General features: G+C 57.1%; 21 protein-coding genes. 4 read left to right on the forward strand and 17 right to left on the reverse strand.

What is annotated here, in order from left to right; translation table 11 throughout:
- Positions 1-10: 10 nt before the first annotated feature.
- The 10 genes from livM to ACK6D9_RS07590 form a co-directional block, all read right to left on the reverse strand.
- Positions 11-1,369 carry a high-affinity branched-chain amino acid ABC transporter permease LivM gene (gene livM / locus ACK6D9_RS07545; RefSeq protein ID WP_322990432.1) on the reverse strand — a complete coding sequence of 453 codons (1,359 nt, stop codon included), beginning with the start codon at positions 1,367-1,369 and terminating at the stop codon, positions 11-13.
- Positions 1,369-2,295 (reverse strand): ABC transporter permease subunit, encoded by a 927-nt coding sequence (locus ACK6D9_RS07550; RefSeq protein ID WP_322990431.1) that lies wholly within the window; start codon positions 2,293-2,295, stop codon positions 1,369-1,371. The genes livM and ACK6D9_RS07550 overlap by 1 nt, the downstream gene beginning before the upstream one ends.
- A gap of 268 nt (positions 2,296-2,563) precedes the next feature.
- Complete coding sequence (locus ACK6D9_RS07555) at positions 2,564-3,343, reverse strand: cephalosporin hydroxylase family protein (protein WP_412051204.1); 780 nt, start codon at positions 3,341-3,343, stop codon at positions 2,564-2,566.
- Complete coding sequence (locus tag ACK6D9_RS07560; RefSeq protein WP_412051205.1) at positions 3,330-4,052, reverse strand: WbqC family protein; 723 nt, start codon at positions 4,050-4,052, stop codon at positions 3,330-3,332. Before ACK6D9_RS07560 ends, ACK6D9_RS07555 begins: the two co-directional genes overlap by 14 nt.
- Before the next feature lie 97 nt (positions 4,053-4,149).
- Positions 4,150-5,250, reverse strand: coding sequence for a class I SAM-dependent methyltransferase (locus ACK6D9_RS07565; RefSeq protein WP_412051206.1), 1,101 nt, complete (start codon positions 5,248-5,250; stop codon positions 4,150-4,152).
- Between the two features lie 10 nt (positions 5,251-5,260).
- Positions 5,261-6,598, reverse strand: coding sequence for an NAD(P)-binding protein (locus ACK6D9_RS07570; protein WP_412051207.1), 1,338 nt, complete (start codon positions 6,596-6,598; stop codon positions 5,261-5,263).
- A 3-nt stretch (positions 6,599-6,601) separates the two neighbouring features.
- A complete protein-coding gene (locus tag ACK6D9_RS07575; RefSeq protein ID WP_412051208.1) occupies positions 6,602-7,363 on the reverse strand; it encodes a hypothetical protein in 762 nt (253 codons plus the stop codon).
- 175 nt (positions 7,364-7,538) lie between these two features.
- Positions 7,539-7,856 carry a hypothetical protein gene (locus tag ACK6D9_RS07580; protein WP_412051209.1) on the reverse strand — a complete coding sequence of 106 codons (318 nt, stop codon included), beginning with the start codon at positions 7,854-7,856 and terminating at the stop codon, positions 7,539-7,541.
- A gap of 54 nt (positions 7,857-7,910) precedes the next feature.
- Positions 7,911-9,086 carry a glycosyltransferase family 2 protein gene (locus ACK6D9_RS07585; RefSeq protein ID WP_412051210.1) on the reverse strand — a complete coding sequence of 392 codons (1,176 nt, stop codon included), beginning with the start codon at positions 9,084-9,086 and terminating at the stop codon, positions 7,911-7,913.
- Positions 9,083-10,285 (reverse strand): glycosyltransferase family 2 protein, encoded by a 1,203-nt coding sequence (locus ACK6D9_RS07590; protein ID WP_412051211.1) that lies wholly within the window; start codon positions 10,283-10,285, stop codon positions 9,083-9,085. Before ACK6D9_RS07590 ends, ACK6D9_RS07585 begins: the two co-directional genes overlap by 4 nt.
- A gap of 184 nt (positions 10,286-10,469) precedes the next feature.
- On the opposite strand from ACK6D9_RS07590, the gene ACK6D9_RS07595 reads away from it, so the two are divergent.
- Positions 10,470-11,684 (forward strand): mandelate racemase/muconate lactonizing enzyme family protein, encoded by a 1,215-nt coding sequence (locus tag ACK6D9_RS07595; protein ID WP_412051212.1) that lies wholly within the window; start codon positions 10,470-10,472, stop codon positions 11,682-11,684.
- 27 nt (positions 11,685-11,711) lie between these two features.
- Here the strand turns inward: ACK6D9_RS07595 and ACK6D9_RS07600 are convergent, their stop codons facing one another.
- Positions 11,712-12,104 (reverse strand): VOC family protein, encoded by a 393-nt coding sequence (locus ACK6D9_RS07600; protein WP_412051213.1) that lies wholly within the window; start codon positions 12,102-12,104, stop codon positions 11,712-11,714.
- 179 nt (positions 12,105-12,283) lie between these two features.
- Between ACK6D9_RS07600 and rpe the strand changes: the two genes are divergently transcribed.
- Entirely contained in the window at positions 12,284-12,955 is a 672-nt protein-coding gene (gene rpe / locus ACK6D9_RS07605; protein WP_412051214.1) for a ribulose-phosphate 3-epimerase, read from the forward strand.
- A gap of 78 nt (positions 12,956-13,033) precedes the next feature.
- Here the strand turns inward: rpe and ACK6D9_RS07610 are convergent, their stop codons facing one another.
- The 5 genes from ACK6D9_RS07610 to rocF all read right to left on the reverse strand — a co-directional run bounded on the left by ACK6D9_RS07610 (position 13,034) and on the right by rocF (position 18,392).
- A complete protein-coding gene (locus ACK6D9_RS07610) occupies positions 13,034-14,392 on the reverse strand; it encodes a nucleobase:cation symporter-2 family protein (protein ID WP_322989086.1) in 1,359 nt (452 codons plus the stop codon).
- Positions 14,393-14,594: 202 nt separating this feature from the next.
- Positions 14,595-15,530: a LysR substrate-binding domain-containing protein gene (locus tag ACK6D9_RS07615; RefSeq protein ID WP_412051215.1), complete on the reverse strand. Its 936-nt coding sequence runs from the start codon at positions 15,528-15,530 to the stop codon at positions 14,595-14,597.
- A gap of 208 nt (positions 15,531-15,738) precedes the next feature.
- Positions 15,739-16,236, reverse strand: coding sequence for a YaiI/YqxD family protein (locus tag ACK6D9_RS07620; protein ID WP_267655474.1), 498 nt, complete (start codon positions 16,234-16,236; stop codon positions 15,739-15,741).
- A gap of 67 nt (positions 16,237-16,303) precedes the next feature.
- A complete protein-coding gene (locus tag ACK6D9_RS07625) occupies positions 16,304-17,356 on the reverse strand; it encodes an ornithine cyclodeaminase (RefSeq protein ID WP_412051216.1) in 1,053 nt (350 codons plus the stop codon).
- Positions 17,357-17,468: 112 nt separating this feature from the next.
- Positions 17,469-18,392: an arginase gene (gene rocF, locus ACK6D9_RS07630; protein WP_412051217.1), complete on the reverse strand. Its 924-nt coding sequence runs from the start codon at positions 18,390-18,392 to the stop codon at positions 17,469-17,471.
- A 247-nt stretch (positions 18,393-18,639) separates the two neighbouring features.
- Between rocF and ACK6D9_RS07635 the strand changes: the two genes are divergently transcribed.
- The gene (locus tag ACK6D9_RS07635) at positions 18,640-19,083 is read left to right on the forward strand and encodes an Lrp/AsnC family transcriptional regulator (RefSeq protein WP_412051218.1); all 444 of its coding nucleotides are present in this window, start codon (positions 18,640-18,642) and stop codon (positions 19,081-19,083) included.
- A gap of 138 nt (positions 19,084-19,221) precedes the next feature.
- On the forward strand, positions 19,222-19,470 hold the full coding sequence (locus ACK6D9_RS07640; protein WP_412051219.1) for a hypothetical protein: 249 nt from the start codon (positions 19,222-19,224) through the stop codon (positions 19,468-19,470).
- 124 nt (positions 19,471-19,594) lie between these two features.
- On the opposite strand, the gene ACK6D9_RS07645 is transcribed toward ACK6D9_RS07640, so the two are convergent.
- Positions 19,595-20,368 carry a MipA/OmpV family protein gene (locus ACK6D9_RS07645; protein ID WP_412051220.1) on the reverse strand — a complete coding sequence of 258 codons (774 nt, stop codon included), beginning with the start codon at positions 20,366-20,368 and terminating at the stop codon, positions 19,595-19,597.
- Between the last annotated feature and the right edge of the window lie 5 nt (positions 20,369-20,373).

The raw sequence follows: 20,373 nt of genomic DNA on the forward strand, positions 1-20,373 counted from the left end.
ACGGTTTCCATCAGTGGCCCTCACCCTGAGCGACCATGTCGGAGCCGATCTTCTTGCGCTTTTTGAAAACCGCGGAAGGATTTCGATTGGAGATGATGCCGCGCGGTTTCCAAACCATGATCAGCACCATGGCCAGGCCGAAAATCAGCATGCGGTACTGGGTGGGTTCGAAATCGGGTCCGAAGATTTCCTTGAGGAAGTTGAGGTTTCTCAGCAGCTCAATGCCACCAATCATCACAACGGATGCGATCACGACGCCGATTTGCGAGCCCATGCCGCCCAGCACCACAATCGCCAGGATGATCGCCGATTCCAGGAAGGTGAAGCTTTCCGGGGAGATGAACCCCTGCCGGGTAGCGAAGAACGATCCGGCAAATCCGCCAAACATCGCGCCGATGGCAAACGCCGTCAGCTTGGTGTTGGTGGTGTTGATGCCGAGCGACCGACAGGCGATTTCATCCTCGCGCAGTGCTTCCCAGGCGCGTCCGACCGGCAGCTTGCGCAGCCGCAGTGTCACGAAGTTGGTGATCAGCGCCAGAAGCAGGATGATGTAATAGAGATAGATGAAACGGTGGATCGAATCGTAATCGAGGCCGAAGAAGTCCGCAAAACCGCCTTTGCGGCTGAATTCCAGGCCGAAAAACGACGGCTTTGGAATACCGGAGAGGCCGTTCGGACCGCCGGTGAACTGGTACCAGTTGAGCAGCACGATGCGGATGATCTCACCGAAGGCGAGTGTCACGATGGCGAGGTAATCGCCGCGCAACCGGAGTACCGGGAAGCCGAGAATGACCCCCCATGTTGCCGCCAGCAAACCCGCCAGTGGCAGCGCCGTCCAGAAGCCGATGCTGAAATACTGGGCCAGCAAGGCGAACGAGTAGGCGCCCACCGCGTAGAAGGCGACGTAACCAAGGTCGAGAAGCCCGGCGAGCCCGACGACAATGTTCAGCCCCCAGCCAAGCATGACGTAGGTCATGATCAAAATCGCCAGATCGATGAACTGCCGATCGCGGTTGGGGAAGAGCAACATGACGATAAACGGCAGGCCCATCGCCACTACCAGCAGTACCGGTCCGAGGACGCGGCCGATACCGCTCAGGGTACGCTCAGGAATGCTGAAATTCAGGTGTTGGGTAATCGGATTGCGGGTCTTGAACACGAGCAGGTTCAACACCAGCCGCACGACAAAGACGATGCCGATGGCGCTAAACCACAGCCCCCACCGGTAGGTCAGGTCGAGACCACCGGTGACGATGTCGGTTCGCAGTGCGAAGAAGAAAAATCCGAGGATGGCGGCAAGGATGGCCGCAATGACGGCATCCTTGACGGAGTCAGCCAGAAGGCTGGGATTCTGTGGAATGGCGGACATTAGACCTTCTCGACTTCGGGTTTGCCAAGCAAGCCGGACGGCATGAAGATGAGAACGATCACCAAGATGGAGAAGGCGGCGACGTCCTTGTACTCAACCGTGAAGTAGCCTGACCAGAACACCTCGATCAGACCGATCAGCAAACCGCCGAGCATTGCGCCGGGCAGGGAGCCAATACCGCCGAGAACAGCGGCGGTGAAGGCTTTCACGCCAGCCAGGAAGCCGATGTAGAAATCGACCACGCCGTAAAGCAGCAGGAACATGAAGCCGGCGACCGCAGCAAGTGCTGCCCCCATCACGAAGGTCAGCGAGATGGTACGGTCAACGTTGACGCCCAGCAGCGCGGCCATTTTCTGATCCTGCTCGCAAGCCCGCTGCGAGCGGCCCAGCGGAGTTTTTGAAATCAGCAGTGAAAACCCGATCATCAGTGCCAGTGTGGTGAAGATGATGATCATCTGCATATAGGACAGTTGCACGGCGATGGTGCCGTTCTCGGTCACGCCTTCCATCAGCGTGATGCCACCCTGGATCTGGGGCGGCAGCGGCTTGACGCGCGCGCCCTGGGTGATCTGCACGAAATTCTGCAGCACGATCGACATGCCGATGGCGGTGATCAGCGGCGCCAGCCGGAACGACCCGCGCAACGGCCTGTAGGCCATTCGCTCCACCGCCCAGCCCCATGCCGAGGTGAACACCATGGCGACGATCAGCGTAATGATCAGGATCAGCGGCAACGCCGAAATCCCGATCGCGACCAGCGCAAGGAATGTCGCCAGGGCGATGAACGAGCCCACCATGAAAATGTCGCCATGGGCAAAGTTGATCATGCCGATGATGCCATAGACCATGGTGTAGCCGATGGCGATGAGTCCGTAGATGGAACCCAGTGTCAGCCCGTTGATGAGCTGTTGTAGAAAATATTCCATGAGGCAACTGTCCCCGTCTTATTGCTTTTGCTTCGGGAGGTGCTTTAGTTGCATCCTCCTCCCCTTGCAGCCTGTATAGCTTTTTTTCAGAGGCAATGAACAGGAAAAACTCGTTTTGCACCGCCGTCAATCATTAAACCGATTGAAAGTTGTAAACTCTTGATTGCACTTCCCAAAACTGATCGGTAAGAGGCCTCTTCTTCCGTTGCGGAATGTCGACCTGCCAACTGCGGGCAGACTCCGGCGCTCAGCTTTGCGACCCTCACGCTCACTCTACGCGGCGGAGAAAGCCATCCGGGGCGACGGTGATCTGCAGCTTGCGGTCGATTCGTTTGTCGATAACGAAATCACTGCGGCTTTTGAGGAAGGCGTGGACCGCGGATTTGGGACTGTTGCCCGGCCCCCAGGGGCGGTTGGCCGACAGCGCTGCAGGCATGTCCTCGACCAGGGTGTCAAACACGATGCAGTAACTGCCCGGCGAAACCAGCGGCGCATAAGCCTCCAGTTCGGCCAGCACGTGATCATGGGTATGATGGGAATCCAGGCAGACAAGGATGCGTTTGTAGCCCGAAGCGATTTGCCTGACCGCGGCCACGGTCTCTTCGGCGATGCTCGATCCTTCGATCATCTCGATTCGCGCGGCCATCGGATGGGCTTTGATAGCCTGGCGGTTGTGGGCGCGGATATCGATATCGATGCCCAGCACCTTTCTCGAAGGTTGGCGCGGGTCCAGCGTTTCACCACGTTCGGTGGCGTCACACAGATCCAGCAGCGCAAGCAGCGATGCCGAATAGATCAGCGAGCCGCCATGGGCGATCCCGGTTTCGATGATCAGATCCGGCCTGACCTTCCAGACCAGTTCCTGCAGCGCCCAGGCATCATTTGGAAACTGGATTGCCGGTCGGCCGAACCAAGAGAAATTATAGCAATATTTGTGATGCGCAGACTCTCTAAGCCATGTCCTAGACAGAGCCAGCAGGTCGGTGTCAGCCACCAGACCATCAATGTTTCTTTCCATCTCAGTGCGGAATGCTTTATGAGGATCCATCTAAAAACTCCTTCCAGTTCCGCGTTTCGGACGCGATTGCCGTCAAGCCGTCACGACCGCAATTGGCGATCAGATCCAACGAGCTCACGTAGGGCGTGAACGCGCCATGCAATTGCAGATAGGGAATCTGCTGATAATCCATATATGACACGGACACACCTTCGGTCTCGAACAGCGCGTGATCCAGGTAATTCCGAGCGCCGTGCCCGGTGACATAGTCCGAACCACCAACTGCCTTGACCAAGCCTAGTACACGGGCGCTGCCAGAGCCGGTGGTGTCGAAGTCACGGGAATCGGCATAGCGCGTATTAGTGTCGAGGTCGAAATAACGGCACAAGGTCAGCATGCTTTCGCGGCTGAGATCAGCAACCGTCTGATGATCGCCCGCAGTCACAGAGGCTGCCAAATCCAGCGCGTCTGAGGCGTAGGGTGCACTTTCAAAACTTTGTTTGAGCAATGTCAGGTGACGATCACGCCATGTCCGGGCTGGCTGTATCCGCACTTCGTCGATAGTTTGCCCCAACCGGTGCTCGCTGAGTGGCACCGTCATCCAGGTCATACCATTGGGCGTCTTGATCTGAACCCGGTTGGAAAAACTCCCCTTGGAAAATTGTACGTCATCATAATGGATGAAAACATCAGCAAGACGGATCTGCTCAAGCATCCCGACCCAGGGAAAATACATCGACTGGCTGATGACGACCCTCATGGTGCGAATTGGTCCTTATTGCGTGTCACCACCAAACCGGCAAGCCATTGCTCAGACGGAACAGTTCTCTTTAAGTGGTCCAAAACCGGGTAGCACTTCAATTTAGGAGATCTCTTATAGAAACGATATTCTTTGCATCCACGCCTCTGATAATGAGTGATTTCCTGATTTCATCGAAGAAAGTCATTGAGCCAACGAAAAAACTGGCGTCTTGGTGTTTCGGCACTGTCTCGAGCGATGAAATTGCCAATTCGTAACCGTCTATAAATTTGTTGGTCCATGAGGTGTTGCTGTCAAATATCGGAGTGCGGCCAAAATCCCCAACAGTCGCTAAGTAGGGAAAGGATCTCAATGGCACGTAGCAATTCTTGTTTTCAGTGCCATCATACCAAGTTTGAAACGCGGTAATGGCGCGTGCTGCACGGTCAAAATATCCATCACATATCGGAGGTTCAATCGTTCCCACAGCACTTTTCTGGCCCTGAAGCTTACGCGCTGTGACATGAAAGGTATTGCCATAGCTCCCACCACGAACCTCGATTTCCGAAAAGCCCGCACTTGATAAAATCAAATGTATGGAACGGGTTGTGAACATGTTCACATGCTGGTGTTCGAATTGCGATATATCCCCCAGTTCAATGGATTGGGTCGAATTCGTCGTTGAAAAACAGAATACGCCACCATCAGACAAGCAGGCAAAGACCTGTTTGCTGAACTCGACAACATCGGGGATGTGCTCAAAAACATCATTGCAATAGATGAATTCGGCGGGGTTTTCGATCAAGCCTAGCCTGAAATACTCGTTTATGAGTTCGTAACCGAGCCTTTGGCTCCACTTTCTGGAGTATTCTGACGGATCAATTCCGACAGCCTTAAATCCGTTGGCTCTCAAATATTCGATGGAACAACCAGCTCCGCAGCCAATTTCATAAGCGGTTCTTGGCGAAAAGCGTTGAACTTCGCCGAGAAAAAACTGGTTAACACTCGACCCATAGGTGTCCATCTGGCCGGACTCTGGATTGAGAAAACCAATGTTTTCGTTCATCTGATAAGCACGGTTTATGTTACCCCATTCCAACTCGGTTGGCTGAAATCTCAGATAGTCAAATTCATGGTCGATGGTGACCCGAATGGGCAGAGTCTGATCGATATTTGTCGAACCTTTTGTGGAGCCGCTCAAGCGCCAATAAAATGGCATTCTCGCAATTTCAACGCAATCGCTCGTAACAGTCCAGTGCGGACGCATATGCAGATCCTATAGTATTGTGAGAGAAAAACTGGCCGGTGTCGGTCCGCATCCCTGAAAAATAAATCGGCTTGCCACCAAACGATGACGACACTTCCTGTTCGAACTTATCCAGGAATTTCTTGTTTACGAGCGTCGGGCTGCAAATCTTCATAGATTTTCCCAAACGGTGCGATGCAATCACAGCACAGTTCGGAAATATTCGGGAAATTTCATCGCCGATTTCGGCCGTTTCCGGTGGCTGGCCAACGGGGTGAAGAAATTCGACTGAAAGCACGCTTTGTTTGTCATCGCATCTATCCGAGTTGTAAGCTTCATAATTGACAATCCGCGACGACTTCAAAACAGGATCATGGCATAGAAGGTAATAGGCAGGGAAATTCGCCCCTATGCGAGTGTCGAGCTGGAAATAGGCGATGGAAAGTTCGATTTGGTCCAACTCATCGACCAAATGCTGTGCCAGCGTATGGATCGGGGCAGCAACGATACAAGCATCGCAGATTTCAGACAGAGCAACCCCATCGCTCAACAACCGCCCGCCATCGATGCTGATCTGTTTCTCGAATTCGATCTTGATGTGTTTCTTTTCAGCCCATGCGATCGCACGTTCATTGAGATCCTTGTATTCAGCCTTGAAAACCAGCCCGACCCGGTCACCATATATTTTCCCGACCGGCTCAGTTTGAAGCGGATTTGCAACAACCTGATCCAGCCATGGGTCTTGCTTCAGACGATCCGCCTGCAGTTTATCGCACACCACCATCCTTCGAAGATCATAGAAGCAGTGCAAAGCCTGTTTGGTAAGGTTTTCAGCCTTTGAATGCCAAAGTTTTTCGAGTGTTGGAACGATCACATCAAGTGCAGCGGTGCGCCCAAACCTGCGAATGGCTTCATCCCGCGCACTTACGGCTCGATCTTCCGAACCCTTTCCCGTACACATTTCAACCAGAATTTGTTCCAGATCCGGGTGATGTCTGACATCGGGATACACGCTGTTGAAATTGTTCATTCCGAAATTATTGCTGGCGCCAAGGTCGACGTTCACGCCCTCAAGCAACTCGAAAACTTCCGCCCCAAAAATCTCGCAAAGATATGCATATTGATCGTGACTGACATAAATCACGTGCATTCCCAGTTCTTGCCGGCCAAACGGCGTGTCAATTTTGTTGAAAAGACCGGTTACAGAGCGTCCACGTTCGAACAATGTGACATTCATCTGCCTGTCGGCCAATGCCGCAGCCGACATCAGTCCGCCGATGGAAGCGCCCACAATACCTACCGTTTTTTTGTTCGTTCGCATTATTTAGGAGCCCAACTTAAACCAGCTTATTTGTGGGCAGTACGCCACACGGTTCAGCGATATGTTGTTTAATCCAAATATTTCGGCCAGCGCCTTGGTCTCTCCGGGCCACATCGCTTGGTTCACTTCTTCAAGTACAACAATGCTGCCTTGGGTCAATCTCGGTTTGATCTGCTGCAGCAATTCGACCGTGGGACCGTAGAGGCCAAGCCCAAAATTGGCGAGCGATATCACTGTTTCTGGATGTTCATCCAAATAGCTACCGAAACTTTCCGGCAACGCTCCAGTGACGATTGAACCCTTTGGGATATGGCCCAGCGGACGGTTAAGGTCCATCAGGTCTATTCCGTTGCGAATTTCACCTTCACCTGAGAAGGCCATGCCACCCGGTTTTTTCTGCTCAAACGTCTCATCAGATCGGTTTTCATCGTATTCACCGATGTCAGAGAACCCGTCAAAGGAGTCAAAACCGATAATTTTTCGAGTATGATTGTAAGGCTCGTATATGGCGCTCAATTGCTGCCAAGCGAAGAATGAAGAACCCCGATAGACGCCAAAATCACAGATAGAGCCGTGGACATCCAGGATCTCCTTAAAAATCTCGTTTCGTGCCAAAAAGTGACCTAAAGACTGCCTCGGGACATATCGGCAAAAAGCGTGCATTTTTTCGTTGAAACTTCCGCTTGATTCTTGGAAGTAGTTCCAAACAACAGAGAAATATCTTTTTTCATTCTCGAGATAATTATTAGGATTTGATTGTTCCAACCTAGATTCTTTCTGTTGTATTTTTAGAGATTAAAAGAAATTACTTAAAAAATCTCGTAGATTAATATTGGTGGCGATATAACGCTTTGTACAATTCCGTAAATTCACATCCCAATTTGGTGATGCATCTATGGTTGTGCACTTGGCCTGTCCAAGTGGTTATTGTGTTTCAATTTTAGTGCATGCGAGGCCCGATGGTTGCCACCGGAGTTGAAATCGGCCCTTTTTCAAGAAGAACTCTTTGGGTTGGTCTGCCCAGTGGAGAATGTGGTCTGTTCCAATTGGCTTGGAATAAGTCGACATAGACTGCATCAAAAATTTCAGCAGAAAATTGCGGCTTTGTGTAATCCATTCCGTACGGGACGGTGCCAGCGCCGATAACAGTGGGAATTCCCAATTGCACTAAATTTATGCCTGCAGTGCCTTGGGGAGCCTGGATGACCAGGATTCCGTTCTGCTCAAATTCATTCAGTTGCGCTCGGTTTAGTTGCATTGCCGGGGTCCTCGGGAGGTTTCATCGCGCGCGGCCTTGTGTCAGCGAGCAATGTCAGGCGTCGTTCAAGCGGCTTTCAAGCAGGTGAACAGGAAATAGCATGCCGTCAAGCAGCCGATAATACTCGGCGGCAGTCTGGGCGTTGCCAATCGCCATGTCCAAATACAGATTGCCCTCTGCGTGTCCCATGAATTTCGGGACATCCGCACGGTAGCGGTAGACCGGATTGAACTGCTTGAGCGCTTTGATCCCGCGCCATTCCTTGATAGCGGCGGCATACCCGGCTTTCTTCGCATCAAAACGGGCACGGTCATTTTGGCTTTCGCAGTCTCCGGCGCAGGCTTTGATGAATCCTTCTTCCCATCCGTTCAGTTCTATGCCGTAGCGCTGTTTGAACCATTCCACGGTGTGCGCCACGGACGCAGTGATTCCGAGTTCGAGCGGGAATGGAAAGTTGGCTGCTTCCAGCTCGCCGTTGCTTTCCTCACGGACCGTCTTGATGCGTTCCCGTCCGACAGCATCATCGCGCAGACCGGCAGAGTTGGAAGCTTTGCATGCCCCGAATACCGACAGCGGTCGTTCCCAGTAAATGCAGAAATCTGCCATCATCACCGTTTTACAGATGCTGTCGTAGTCGGGATTGGCATGTTCGAAATAGCGGTTTGAGAAGGCATCTCGGATTCGGTCCAACAGCTCTTTCTTGAGCGCGCCATGATAGATGCCGAACGGGCAAGCCGGTCGGTCCTTGGCGTCTTCCCAAAAGAACATTTTGCGCATCAGATCCTTTTTCGCCATGTGCATCAGATGGCTTCCGGTCGGGACGCGGGTGATTTCCCGCTCGCCCCGCGCATCGGGCCAGACGAAATAGGACCGGCCCCAGGCAAAGGCATCGGCGTTGGAAACGCGCAGGCTGGTAACGCGCAGCGCTTCGCACAGTTCGGGGTCGAGATAATCATCATCACCGATGATGCTGACCCATTCACCACGCGCCTGCTGCGGCAGCCGTTCCCAGTTGTCCTGCATCGAAAGCGGCTTTTCCTCCGGCGGCAAGAGCCGCACACGGCTGTCTTTCTGTTCTGCCACGAAGCTGGCCAAGGGGATGGCGTCATCGGAGTTGTCGGCTATCAGAATTTCGAAGTCTTGCCGCTTCGAAGCCAGCATGTGGCGCACTGCGTCCATCGCGTAGGACTGGCGGTTGCGGGTGGGTATGCAGATGGTCAACCGGGTCATCGGGAGAAGGTCCGTGCGCCTGAGGTGACATGCTCGATCGGCATGATGGTGGCTTCGGCAAAACGGTAGAATTCAGCCGGCGTCTGAGAAGGCGTCACGTCTTCGCGGACATAGAGATAATTCTTGAGGACACCGCACATTTCATTGGTTGATCTGTTGCCCCAGAAAGGTGCTGGCTGGAAGCAGTCGCGCCATTTGCCACCTTCCCAGGCATCAAAACCGCGCTCGAAATACGCTTTCTTGAGCATGAAGTCTTCTTCGATCACAGTGCCGCTCAATTCGTCCATCGCCGCGCGGGCAAAATTTTCTGGGAAACCGGTGAGGTCTATGCCGTAGGTGCGGCAAAACCAGGACGTGGTGGAGGCGATGGACGCGCAGATCGATGCGCCGGGATCGCTGATCGGAAAGGGAAAAACAGGGTCGTCCATATCGACTTTACCCTCGGCTTCTGCCTTGAACGCCTTGACGCGTTCCGCCATGGTCTTTCGTGATTTCGTGCCCGCAGAGTTTGAAGCCGCACATGCCCCCAGAACAGAAAACGGCCGCTGGCAGTGCACCAGCATTTTTGCTTCGCGGATGATTTTGCAACTGCTTTCGTAGTCGACCACGGGATGTTCGAAATAGCGTCCGCCATACTTGCGCTTGATCCGTTCCATCAGCGATTTGCGAACCGCGCCATGATAGATGCCGAAACCCACCGATGGGCGCTTGTTGCCTTGCGACCAGCGGTAAAGCTGATCCTGAACGATGGATTTGACCGCCAGATAGGTGTCGTGGGCGACCGGTATGACTGACAATCCCGGGTCCGGTCGGTTATCGGGCCAGCTGAAGTTCATCCGCGCCCAACTGATCGATTCCGCTTTAGGGTAGATGCGCTCGTAATATTTGAGCAGAAGCACAAGTTTCGGATCGATATAGTCATCGTCGCCGATTACGCAGAGCCAGCGCCCTTTGGTTTCGCCAACCAGGCGTTCCCAGTTGTCAACCATGGGAAGAACCCTGTCTTCAGGGCCGATCAAACGAAACCGGGGATCCTGGAAATCATCTGAAAAGAAGCCTGACAGAACCGAGGCATCATCGGAATTGTCACCGACAATAACTTCGAAATTCGTCACCTCGCTTTGGGCGAGAGCCCGGATGGTTTCAATGCAGTATTTCTGCCTGTTGCGTGTTGGCAGGCAGATGGAAAGCTGGATCATTTCGTATCTTCGCTTGAGGCCTTGGCTGGCACGATCCTGTCAGGGCAAGCTTGCCCGATGCTTGCCTTTACTCGCGATTGGAGTTTCTGGTCCGGGTTCGGTGCGAAAATCTTCCATGGGCTGGATTCTGCGGCGAAATCCTGCTCGATTGCACCCGCCCGACCCAGAACTTCCGGAGAGCCCCATGAAGATCAAGGACGTCCAGACCTTTGTTGTCGCCAATCCGCCGCCACAGACCGGCGGACGCTATTTCCTGTTCGTCAAACTGGTCACCGATGGCGGTGTTGTGGGCTATGGCGAAGCCTACGACGCGGCGTTCGATCCGCATCTGACCGCCCGGCTGATCGAGGATGTGGCGTCGCGCTATCTGGTCGGACGCGATCCCCATGACGTCGAGAATTTCTTCAGGCTCTGCTATTCCTCCGGTTTCTCGCAGCGGCCGGACATGACCATGATGGCCTGCTGCTCGGCGCTCGAAATCGCCTGCTGGGACATCATCGGCAAGGAAGCCGGCCAGCCGGTGCACAAGCTGCTCGGCGGACGGGTGCATGAAGGGCTTCGCTCCTACACCTATCTCTATCCGGACTCGGGCAATGTCTATCCGGTGGATATGGAAGGCGGCTCCAACGTCTACAACGACCCAGAACTGGCTGCCGGCGCAGCCCTTGAGGCGGTGCGTCAGGGCTTTACCGCGGTCAAGTTTGATCCAGCCGGACCCTACCGCGTCCAGGGCGGACACCAGCCTTTGCTCACCGATATCGATCTCTGCGCCCGCATGGTCCGCGCCGTGCGCGAAGCGGTGGGCACGCGCGCTGACATCCTGTTTGGCACCCACGGCCAGTTCACTGCAGCCGGCGCCATCCGTATGGCCCGCGCCATCGAAGCGGCCGATCCGCTGTGGTTCGAGGAGCCGGTGCCGCCCGACCAGATCGCCGCCATGGCCGAAGTCGCGCGCGCCACCTCAATTCCTGTCGCTACCGGTGAACGGTTGGTCACCAAGCACGAATTCGCACGCGTGATCGAAGCCCGCGCTGCGGCCATCCTGCAGCCCAATCTCGGACGCTCCGGCGGGCTTTTGGAAACCAAGAAGATCGCCGGCATGGCCGAGGCCTTCGGCATTCAGATCGCGCCGCATTGCTATTGCGGCCCGCTGGTTGCCGCCGCCAACATCCAGCTTGCCGCCACGCTGCCGAATTTTCTGGTGCTGGAATCGATCAAGACCTGGGACGGATTTCACGCTGAATTGCTCAAGAAGAAGATCGAGTGGGACGACGGTTATGTGATTCCGTCGAGCGAACCCGGGATCGGCGTCGAACTCGATGAGCAGGTCTGCGAAGCCAATCCGTGGAGTGGCGATACGCTGCATCTGGAAATGACCCGCGAGCCGATCCGGTTCTGAGTACAGTCAAATCGGTGAGGGGCAGTGTCAGGTGATGCTGCCCTGGTCCCAATCCGGATCGTCGAAACTCTGGATTTCGACGCGGTAGCCGTCGGGTGAATGAAACAGCGAGCTGTAGACGCCGAACTCGTCGCTGTGCGCCGGGCCGCTGACATAGGTCACGCCCTTGGCTTCCAGAAAGTCCCGCCAGCCGTCGACATCCGGCGAGACGATCGTCAATGTCACGCCGGCGGTCCCTTGCGGACGGTCGGGCAGATTGCACACGCCGATATAGCTCAGCGGTGTCAGCCGGTAGATGTGGCAGGCGCCCTGATCGACCACGAAATCGAGCTCCATCACATCACGCAGGAAGGCCGAGGCGCGCGGCAGATCGTCGGTGTAGGTAAACACGATGGAATGGCTGATCGGTGGACGTGGCATGGCGAAGGCTCCTTGCTTCTGACGGGCAAGCTTGCGCAAGGCATCGCGATTCGCGCAAGCGGTGGGCGCGGTTTCAACAGCCAAGTTCTAGCTGCGGCTTGACCATCTGCCGCCTGATCGGGCAAACCGCTGCACGAGACCATGGGGCGGGCCTTCGCTCCACTTTCAAGGAAAGCGCCATGACCCGTCCCGTGTTGATTGCCCCCTCGATCCTGTCCGCCGATTTCTCGCGGCTGGGTGATGATATTGAAGGCGTCATGCGCGCCGGCGCCGACTGGATCCATCTCGATGTGATGGACGGCCACTTCGTTCCCAACATCACTTTTGGCCCCGGTATCGTCAAAGCGGTGCGGCCGCGCACCACGGCGATATTCGATTGCCACCTGATGATCGAGCCCTGCGATCTCTATCTCGAAGCCTTTGCTGAAGCCGGCTGCGACATCATTACCGTCCATGCCGAAGCCACCAAGCATCTCGACCGATCGCTGCAAGCGATCCGCTCGCTTGGCAAGAAAGCCGGTGTATCGCTCAATCCGTCGACGCCGGAAAGCGTCATTGAATATGTGCTCGACCGGCTCGATCTGGTGCTGCTGATGACGGTCAACCCGGGCTTCGGCGGCCAGGCCTTCATCCCCTCCGTGGTCGACAAGGTGGCGCGGGTGAAAAAGATGATCGGCGACCGGCCGATCCACATCGAGATCGATGGCGGGGTTACGCCCCATACCGCGCCGCTGGTCGCTGCCGCCGGCGCCGATGTGCTGGTCGCAGGTTCCGCCGTCTTCAAGGGCGCAGGCGAAGCCGACTGGGCCAAAAATATCACGGCCATCCGGGCTGCCGCGCAAAACGCGTGATCCCGCCGGATAGCGGCTCGGTCAACGTAAAGCCCCCGGCGGAAACCGGGGGCTTTTTCAGGTCCGCTTGCGCCGATCTCAATCGTCGAGATTTTCGGGCAGCACCAGGTTGAGGATGATGGCGATTGCCGCTGCCGGCAGCAGGCCGCTGGTGAGCAGGATCTGGGCGGTCTTGCCGACATGTTGCAGTGCTTCAGGCACCAGTTGCAGCCCGAAACCGACCGACAGCGCGGTCGCGAAAATCACCATGTTGCGGCGGTTCCAGTTGACGTCCGAGAGCATGTTGACCCCGGCGGCACAGACCATGCCGAACATCACGATCACCCCGCCGCCCAGCACGTTGATCGGTATGGTGTTGATCAGCGCCCCGATTTTAGGAATGAAACCGCAGACAATCAGGAACAGCGCGCCGATGGTGACCACATGGCGGCTCATCACGCCGGTCATGGCGATCAGCCCGACATTTTGTGAAAATGAGGTATTGGGAAGGCTGCCGAATACACCGGCGATTGCCGTACCCAACCCGTCAGCGAAGGTGGCGCCCTCGATTTCCTTGTCGGTCGCTTCACGGCCGGCGCCGCCCTTGGTGATACCCGAGGTGTCGCCGACGGTCTCGATGGCCGAAACGATGGCCATGAAACACATCCCCAGAACGATGGCAAAATTGAACTCGAAGCCCCATTTGAACGGGATCGGCGGCGCAAAATAGCTGGCCTTGGCCAGGTTACCGAAGCTCACCTGGCCCATCAACAGGGCCACCACGTAACCGGCGATGATGCCGATCAGCACGGCGGCGACCGCGGCAAAGCCGCGAGCGAAGAACTTGATCGCCAGGGTGACAACGATGACCACCAGTGCCGGCCCCCACATCGCCAGGCTGCCGAAATCGGGCGTGCCCATTTTCGGCACCCCGCCGGCTGCGTATTGGACGCCCACTTCGACCAGTGCCAGCCCGATCATCAGCACGATCAACCCGGTTACCAGCGGCGGCAGCGCATAGCGGATCCGTCCGACCACAAATCCCAGGCAGAAATGGAACATGCCGCCGATCATCACGCCGGTCATCAGCCCGGCCAGGCCATTAACTCCCAGGCCGGCGACGGCTGGGATCATGATCGGCACAAAGGCAAAGCTGGTGCCCTGCACGATCGGCAACCGGGCGCCGATCGGCCCCATGCCGATGGTCTGCAGCAGTGTGGCGATACCTGCAAACAGGATCGACATCTGGATCATGTAGGTCATGTCGGGAAAACCGAGCGCGCCCTGATCCGATCCGAAGCCGATGCCGGCGGCCCCGGCGATGATGATCGCCGGTGTGACATTGGAGACAAACATGGCCAGCACATGCTGGATGCCGAGCGGCACAGCCTTTGCCAGTGGTGGTGTGTAATTCGGGTCGCGCAATTGTTCCGCGGTGCCCAGCGATGTATCGGCCATGGCCGTTTCCTCTTCCCTCAGGGGCGCTATCAACGCCGGATCGCGGCCCCCCATTGCCCCGATCCCCGCCTCTCTGCCGGGCACTGCGCAATCGCAACGCACCTGCATTCCGACATCCTACCTGATGTCGCCTCCCGGCGCCGCCCCTCCCGGGCGAATGCTGGAGTATGCTGATCGTAACCCGGAAAAATCCTTTTCAGTTTCAAATTTTTCCCGAAGATGTTGAGGCCGCGACCCGCTCTATCTCCACCCGCGCTCCCTTGATCACGTGGTCGATGAACAGTTTCACCTTCGGGTCCTGCAGCCGTTTGTGCGGGTACAGGCAAGAAAACGGCTGCGGCACCGGCGGCGTTGCGGTTGCCACCTCGATCAGGGCACCGGAATCCAGATGCGCGGACACGTCATACCGGGTCTTGCTGGCGATGCCGCAATCGGCCAGCGCCCAGGCGGTAAGCACATCTCCGTCGTCGCTTTCCAGCGAACCCTCGGGATGAAAGCCGCGGGTATCGCCGCCGACCACCAGGTTCCAGAAGAATTCGGTGGCACCTGGATAGCGCAGCAACAGGCACTTGTGTCCGTTCGCGAGAATATCGTCGCCGCTTTCGGGCATGCCATGGCTCTTGACGTAACCGGGGGAGGCGACCAGCGCCCGTTGAAAATCATGGATCGCGCGAACCCGCAGATCCGAATCGGGAAGCGGGCCGAGCACGAAGGCGGCATCAAGCCCCTCCTGGGCGATGTCGACCTTGCGGTCCGACAGTCTGAGCCGGACATTGATGTCGGGATACTCCGCCTTGAACGCCGGAATCAGCGGCGCCACCAGTTTCTTGCCGAGCGCCAGTGGCGCCGAGATGAACAGCGTGCCCTTGGGATGCTCGGTGATCTCGGCAATCCCGCCCTCTACTTCGCGGATGGTGTCGAGGATCTTGATCGCGCCCTTGTAGAACAATTCGCCATGCGCGGTGGCGCGCAAGCTGCGGGTGGTGCGGTTGAACAGCCGCACGCCGAGGCTTTTTTCCAGGTCCGATATCCGGCTCGACGAGACCGCTGCGGAAACCCGCAGGTCGCGCGCCGCAGCCGACATGCTGCCCAACTCGTATACCCGCACAAATGTCCTGAGCATGTCCACATAGGCCATGATCGCTCTCCCCCTACTCATTTAACCGATGCGTCCGAATGCCCCAATGCATCAGCCAGACATGTCATCAATCCACAACCTCAATGAGGTTCGGGTCGCGCAAATATCGGAGCGCCCGCCCGATTGTCTGGAAAAACCAGAAAGCCGGAAAGATTTCCTCTTCGGCGATGCTAATCCCGCAAAATGGCGGACGCAATCGATCGTTTTGCTAGCCGTGTCGTTTCAGCCGGACCAACGCCAGATCCAGCGCCGAAAGGAAGCGCGAGCGGTCGGTGCGGGAGAACGCCGCCGGTCCGCCAACCTGCGCGCCGCCGGCTCTCAGATCGGCCATGATCGACCGGGTTGCCACTGCCATGCCGATCGAATCATGGGTAAAGGGCTTGCCAATCGGGCTCAGCACCGCCGCCGCATCCGCCTTCAGGCACCGCTCGGCGAGCAGGATATCGGCGGTCACGACCACCGACCGCGCAGTCACATGCTCGACGATCCGGTCATCGGCGGCGTCGAACTTGCCCGGTACGATCTCGCGCTCCACCAGTGGATCGTCCTCGATCCGGATGAAGCTGTTGGAGATGAAGGTCACCTTGATGCCGTGGCGAAGGGCAACCTTGACGCATTGCTCGCGCACCGGACAGGCGTCGGCATCAACAAGCAGATGGATTGGCGGCGTATCGAGTGGCGGAGTGTCTGGGGCGTCCTGAGTCATGGCTGTGCCATACCCCGGGACGCCGCTTTCGCCAAGTAGGGTGGCGCCACGCAATTCTTCTAGACGGTTATGCCGGTTCGGCGGCGCGCTGCAACATGCCGAACAGATCGCGTGGATCGTCGGGGTCGGCGATCATGTCGAGCTGCTGGAAGTGGCCGGTCTTGAGCGCCCGGTCATAGACATATTTGAGCGCCGAGAAATCCTCGATCGCAAATCCCACACCGTCAAACAGAGTGATCTGCTTGGCCGAGCGCCGGCCCGGCTTTTCGCCATTGATTACCTGCCAAAGCTCGGTCACCGGATGATCCTTGTCCATCTGCTGGATTTCACCCTCGATCCGGGTCTGCGGCGGGTATTCGACAAAGATCTCGGAGCGCAGCAGGATGTCCCTGTGCAGCTCGGTCTTGCCGGGACAATCGCCGCCGATGGCGTTGATGTGGACGCCTTCGCCGATCATGTTGTCGGACAGGATTGTCGCATATTGCTTGTCGGCGGTGCAGGTGGTGACAACCTGTACGCCTTCCATGGCTTCCTGGGACGAGCGGCAGGAGACCACCTTGAGCCCGGTTTTGGCTAGGTTGCGGGCACATTTTGCGGTCGCGGTCGGGTCAATGTCGTAGAGCCGGACTTCCTCGATGCCGACCACCGCCTTGAGCGCCAGCGCCTGGAATTCCGATTGCGCGCCATTGCCGATGATCGCCATCACCTTCGATCCCTTGGGGGCCAGATGCCGGGTTGCCATCGCCGAGGTTGCCGCGGTTCTCAGCGCCGTCAGCACCGTCATCTCGGACAACAGCACCGGATAGCCCGACGAGACCTGCGCCAACAGCCCGAACGCCGTTACCGTCTGGAGACCCTGCTTGGTGTTGGTCGGGTGGCCGTTGACATATTTGAAGCCGTAGAGTTCGCCGTCCGAGGTCGGCATCAGTTCGATCACCCCGACATCGGAATGGCTGCCCACCCGCGGCGTCTTGTCAAACAGCGGCCAGCGGGTGAAATCGTGCTCGATCGCGTCGGTCAGTTCCTTGAGAACCGTTTCGACGCCGATGCTGTGCACCAGCCGCATCATGTTTTCGACACTGATGAAGGGGACGTAAGCGAGATTGGATGGGGGTGTCATGCTAACTCTCCATGGTTTTCTGCGGTGGCCGCGAACGGCATCGAATGAATGCCGGCGATCAAGCCGCGGACCGATCCGCCGGCCGGTTTGACTGTCGACACCGCGAGCGGCATCAGATGCTTCGGTTGGCGCGGTCAAATACCTTGCGGCCCATCAGACTCGCCGTCAGGTCGACCATCAGCCGTGCGGTGCGGCCGCGTTCGTCGAGAAATGGGTTGAGCTCGACCAGATCGAGCGAACTGACGAGGCCTGATTCATGCAGCATTTCCATCACCAGATGGCCTTCCCGGAAAGTGGCCCCGCCGGGCACGGTGGTGCCGACCGCGGGCGCGATCGAGGGATCGAGAAAATCGACATCGAGCGAGACATGCAACAAGCCATTGGCGGCGCGGACCTGCTCCAAAAACCCGCGCAGCGGCGCCACGAAACCACGTTCGTCGAGTTCGCGCATGTCGACCGGTGTCAGCTCATGTGCATGCAGCGCCTTGCGTTCATCCGGATCAACCGAGCGAATGCCGAACAGGCAGATCCGTTCGACCGGTACCGGGTCGGGAAACGGTGGAAAGGCGTCAAAGCCGTCGAGCCCGGCGATATAGGCCATCGGCGTGCCATGCAGATTGCCCGAGCGGGTTGTCATCGGCGTATGGAAATCGCTGTGGGCATCTAGCCACAGCACGAACAGTGGCCGCTGCTGCTGCTTGGCATGAGCTGCGACGCCGGCAACCGTGCCAAGCGCCAGGCTGTGATCACCGCCAAGAAAAATCGGAAATCCGGCGCTTGCCGCGTCTTCGGCGGCTTTTGACAGGGCCTGTGTCCAGGCGATCGTTTCTGCCAGCGAATGCACCGCCGGGTTGGCACTGGTTGCCGCTTCTGGCCGGCGCGGCACGACATCGCCGCGGTCGCTGACCGAACAGCCAAGCTCCTCGAGCGTCGAAGCCAGGCCGGCGACCCGATAAGAGGCGGGTCCCATCAGGCAGCCGGGGTTGGATTGTCCGCTGTCCACTGGCGCCCCAACAAGAATGCAGTTCTGGCTCATCGGTATCTCCTTGAAGCCGATTCCTCGCAGAGCCTGATGGCGGTTTGAATTGGAGATTTTGCCAATTTGTGGGCCGAACCAGCACTTGCGTCAGTCCGATCTTCCATATTGGAACATGCGGTCCGGCGAATGTCCGGAATAATCGTTGTTGACGAACTGATCGGGCTTCAAAACATATCGATTGAACAAAAATCGTGGATGATTATGATCAAATCGAAACATCAATAAACCAAAACGGTAAGGCGCCATGGCAACATTGGATGATACCGATATTCGGCTGATAGCGGCGCTCCGGCGCGACGGCCGCGCCTCCATTTCCGATCTGGCCGCGCGGCTGAAGATTGCCCGAGCCACTGTGCGCAGCCGCATCGAGCGGCTGGTGGCCAGCGGCGAGATCGCTGGTTTCTCGGTGCTGACCCGGGCCGATGTCACCGCCGCTCCGGTTCGGGGGCTGACCCTGATCTGCATCGAGGGGCGGGGAACCGAACGGGTCATCGCCCAGTTGCAGGGCATGCCGGCGGTGCAGGCAATTCATTCCACCAATGGCCGCTGGGATCTGATCATCGAGCTTTCTACCGACACCCTGCAGGAGCTTGACGACACATTGGTGCGGATCCGCAAGTTCGATGGCATCACCTCAAGCGAAACCAACCTGATCCTGTCGTCTCGGCGGCCGTCAACCCGGCGGTAGTGGTGTTGCCTTCGCTGACGCGGAGCCGGGTCCGGATTGGCTTGCTGATGGAACGATTGGCCTGTTGTCGCATTGATGCACAGGACGGCGTGATGCCGTCAATCGACGAATTTCGAGATTATGCAAAGGATGGCGACAATGGCGCATCAGGACACGAAAGTGGACATTCAGAAGATTCTGGATAACGACAAGCTCTCGATCAGCGAACGGATCGAGAAGCTCGAAACCATGCGCGAGAATGCGCGGGCGGAAATGCGCGCTGGCAGCGAAAGCGCCATGGTTGATGACAACGAGATTGGAGATGATCTCAAGCTGCTTGATCAGACGCTGGAAGACCTGGCTGCTGAACCTGTTTCAATCGAGGACACCGGCGCCGCCACGCTCTGATGGTAGCAATGCCCTCTGATCAGAGGTTCCACAAGCTGGAGCCATCGGATATGAGAAGGATCGACGGCTTCGTCAGAACATTTATGACGCGTCCGGCAAACCGGCGCCCATGACATGATGCGGCTCAAAAGCCGATGTCGAACCGCCGCAGCACGCCGAATGAAAGCGTGTACTGGTCTTTGGAGCCTTGGGCGGTAATCGGTGACTTGGCTGCGTCGCCGGTGAGCCGCGACCAGCCGGCACCGGCTTCCACGGCCCAATAATCATCAAACTGGTAACGCAAGCCCGCCTCCAGACCGGCGCTGATCAGCCCGCCGCCTGCATTGGTTGCGGGAAACAAGCCCGAGGCCTCAGCTGCGGTGACGCCGAAATAGGTGTTGGCGAATTTGCTGTCGCCAAAATTCAGACGCGGGCCGCCGTGGAAAGTCAGTTGTTCGTTGGCCTTGAAGATCACATCCGCACCGAGTTCGCCGCGAAAGCCCTCATGACCGCCAAAGCCGCGCCGCACGGCGCCCATAACCCGAAAATTCCCGATCTGATATTTTACGGCTATGCCGAGCTCGACCGCTGTGTCAATCGTCGTCAATCCCACCAGTTCCGGGGAATCCTTGACAGAGCGCTCGCCAATCACATCGATTGACGGGCTCAGCGAAAATCCCTCATCCGAGCCGCCGCCGATGGAAAAACCGTTGGGCAGTTCCAGCCGCTTCAGACGAAACAGTGGCACCGGTGAAAGTACCAGATTGCTTGCACCGAAATAGCGCGGCGTCATCTTGCCGGCGACACCCAGTTCAAACGAGATACCGGGGCCGCTTGCGTCAGAAGCCTGAGCCTGCGGGACGGCGGCGAAAACGGCGGCGACCAGAGTTGCGGTCAGGTAACTGGGTGCATTGATCATGGATG

It is taken from the genome of Hoeflea sp. Naph1 (genome assembly GCF_046837775.1).
Taxonomy (GTDB): domain Bacteria; phylum Pseudomonadota; class Alphaproteobacteria; order Rhizobiales; family Rhizobiaceae; genus Hoeflea.

Coding starts and splice junctions, on each gene's coding strand:
- livM (WP_322990432.1), bottom strand. CDS start 1,369: ATGTCCGCCATTCCACAGAATCCCAGCCTTCTGGCTGACTCCGTCAAG.
- ACK6D9_RS07550 (WP_322990431.1), bottom strand. CDS start 2,295: ATGGAATATTTTCTACAACAGCTCATCAACGGGCTGACACTGGGTTCC.
- ACK6D9_RS07555 (WP_412051204.1), bottom strand. CDS start 3,343: ATGGATCCTCATAAAGCATTCCGCACTGAGATGGAAAGAAACATTGAT.
- ACK6D9_RS07560 (WP_412051205.1), bottom strand. CDS start 4,052: ATGAGGGTCGTCATCAGCCAGTCGATGTATTTTCCCTGGGTCGGGATG.
- ACK6D9_RS07565 (WP_412051206.1), bottom strand. CDS start 5,250: ATGCCATTTTATTGGCGCTTGAGCGGCTCCACAAAAGGTTCGACAAAT.
- ACK6D9_RS07570 (WP_412051207.1), bottom strand. CDS start 6,598: ATGCGAACGAACAAAAAAACGGTAGGTATTGTGGGCGCTTCCATCGGC.
- ACK6D9_RS07580 (WP_412051209.1), bottom strand. CDS start 7,856: ATGCAACTAAACCGAGCGCAACTGAATGAATTTGAGCAGAACGGAATC.
- ACK6D9_RS07585 (WP_412051210.1), bottom strand. CDS start 9,086: ATGACCCGGTTGACCATCTGCATACCCACCCGCAACCGCCAGTCCTAC.
- ACK6D9_RS07590 (WP_412051211.1), bottom strand. CDS start 10,285: ATGATCCAGCTTTCCATCTGCCTGCCAACACGCAACAGGCAGAAATAC.
- ACK6D9_RS07595 (WP_412051212.1), top strand. CDS start 10,470: ATGAAGATCAAGGACGTCCAGACCTTTGTTGTCGCCAATCCGCCGCCA.
- ACK6D9_RS07600 (WP_412051213.1), bottom strand. CDS start 12,104: ATGCCACGTCCACCGATCAGCCATTCCATCGTGTTTACCTACACCGAC.
- rpe (WP_412051214.1), top strand. CDS start 12,284: ATGACCCGTCCCGTGTTGATTGCCCCCTCGATCCTGTCCGCCGATTTC.
- ACK6D9_RS07610 (WP_322989086.1), bottom strand. CDS start 14,392: ATGGCCGATACATCGCTGGGCACCGCGGAACAATTGCGCGACCCGAAT.
- ACK6D9_RS07615 (WP_412051215.1), bottom strand. CDS start 15,530: ATGGCCTATGTGGACATGCTCAGGACATTTGTGCGGGTATACGAGTTG.
- ACK6D9_RS07620 (WP_267655474.1), bottom strand. CDS start 16,236: ATGACTCAGGACGCCCCAGACACTCCGCCACTCGATACGCCGCCAATC.
- ACK6D9_RS07625 (WP_412051216.1), bottom strand. CDS start 17,356: ATGACACCCCCATCCAATCTCGCTTACGTCCCCTTCATCAGTGTCGAA.
- rocF (WP_412051217.1), bottom strand. CDS start 18,392: ATGAGCCAGAACTGCATTCTTGTTGGGGCGCCAGTGGACAGCGGACAA.
- ACK6D9_RS07635 (WP_412051218.1), top strand. CDS start 18,640: ATGGCAACATTGGATGATACCGATATTCGGCTGATAGCGGCGCTCCGG.
- ACK6D9_RS07640 (WP_412051219.1), top strand. CDS start 19,222: ATGGCGCATCAGGACACGAAAGTGGACATTCAGAAGATTCTGGATAAC.
- ACK6D9_RS07645 (WP_412051220.1), bottom strand. CDS start 20,368: ATGATCAATGCACCCAGTTACCTGACCGCAACTCTGGTCGCCGCCGTT.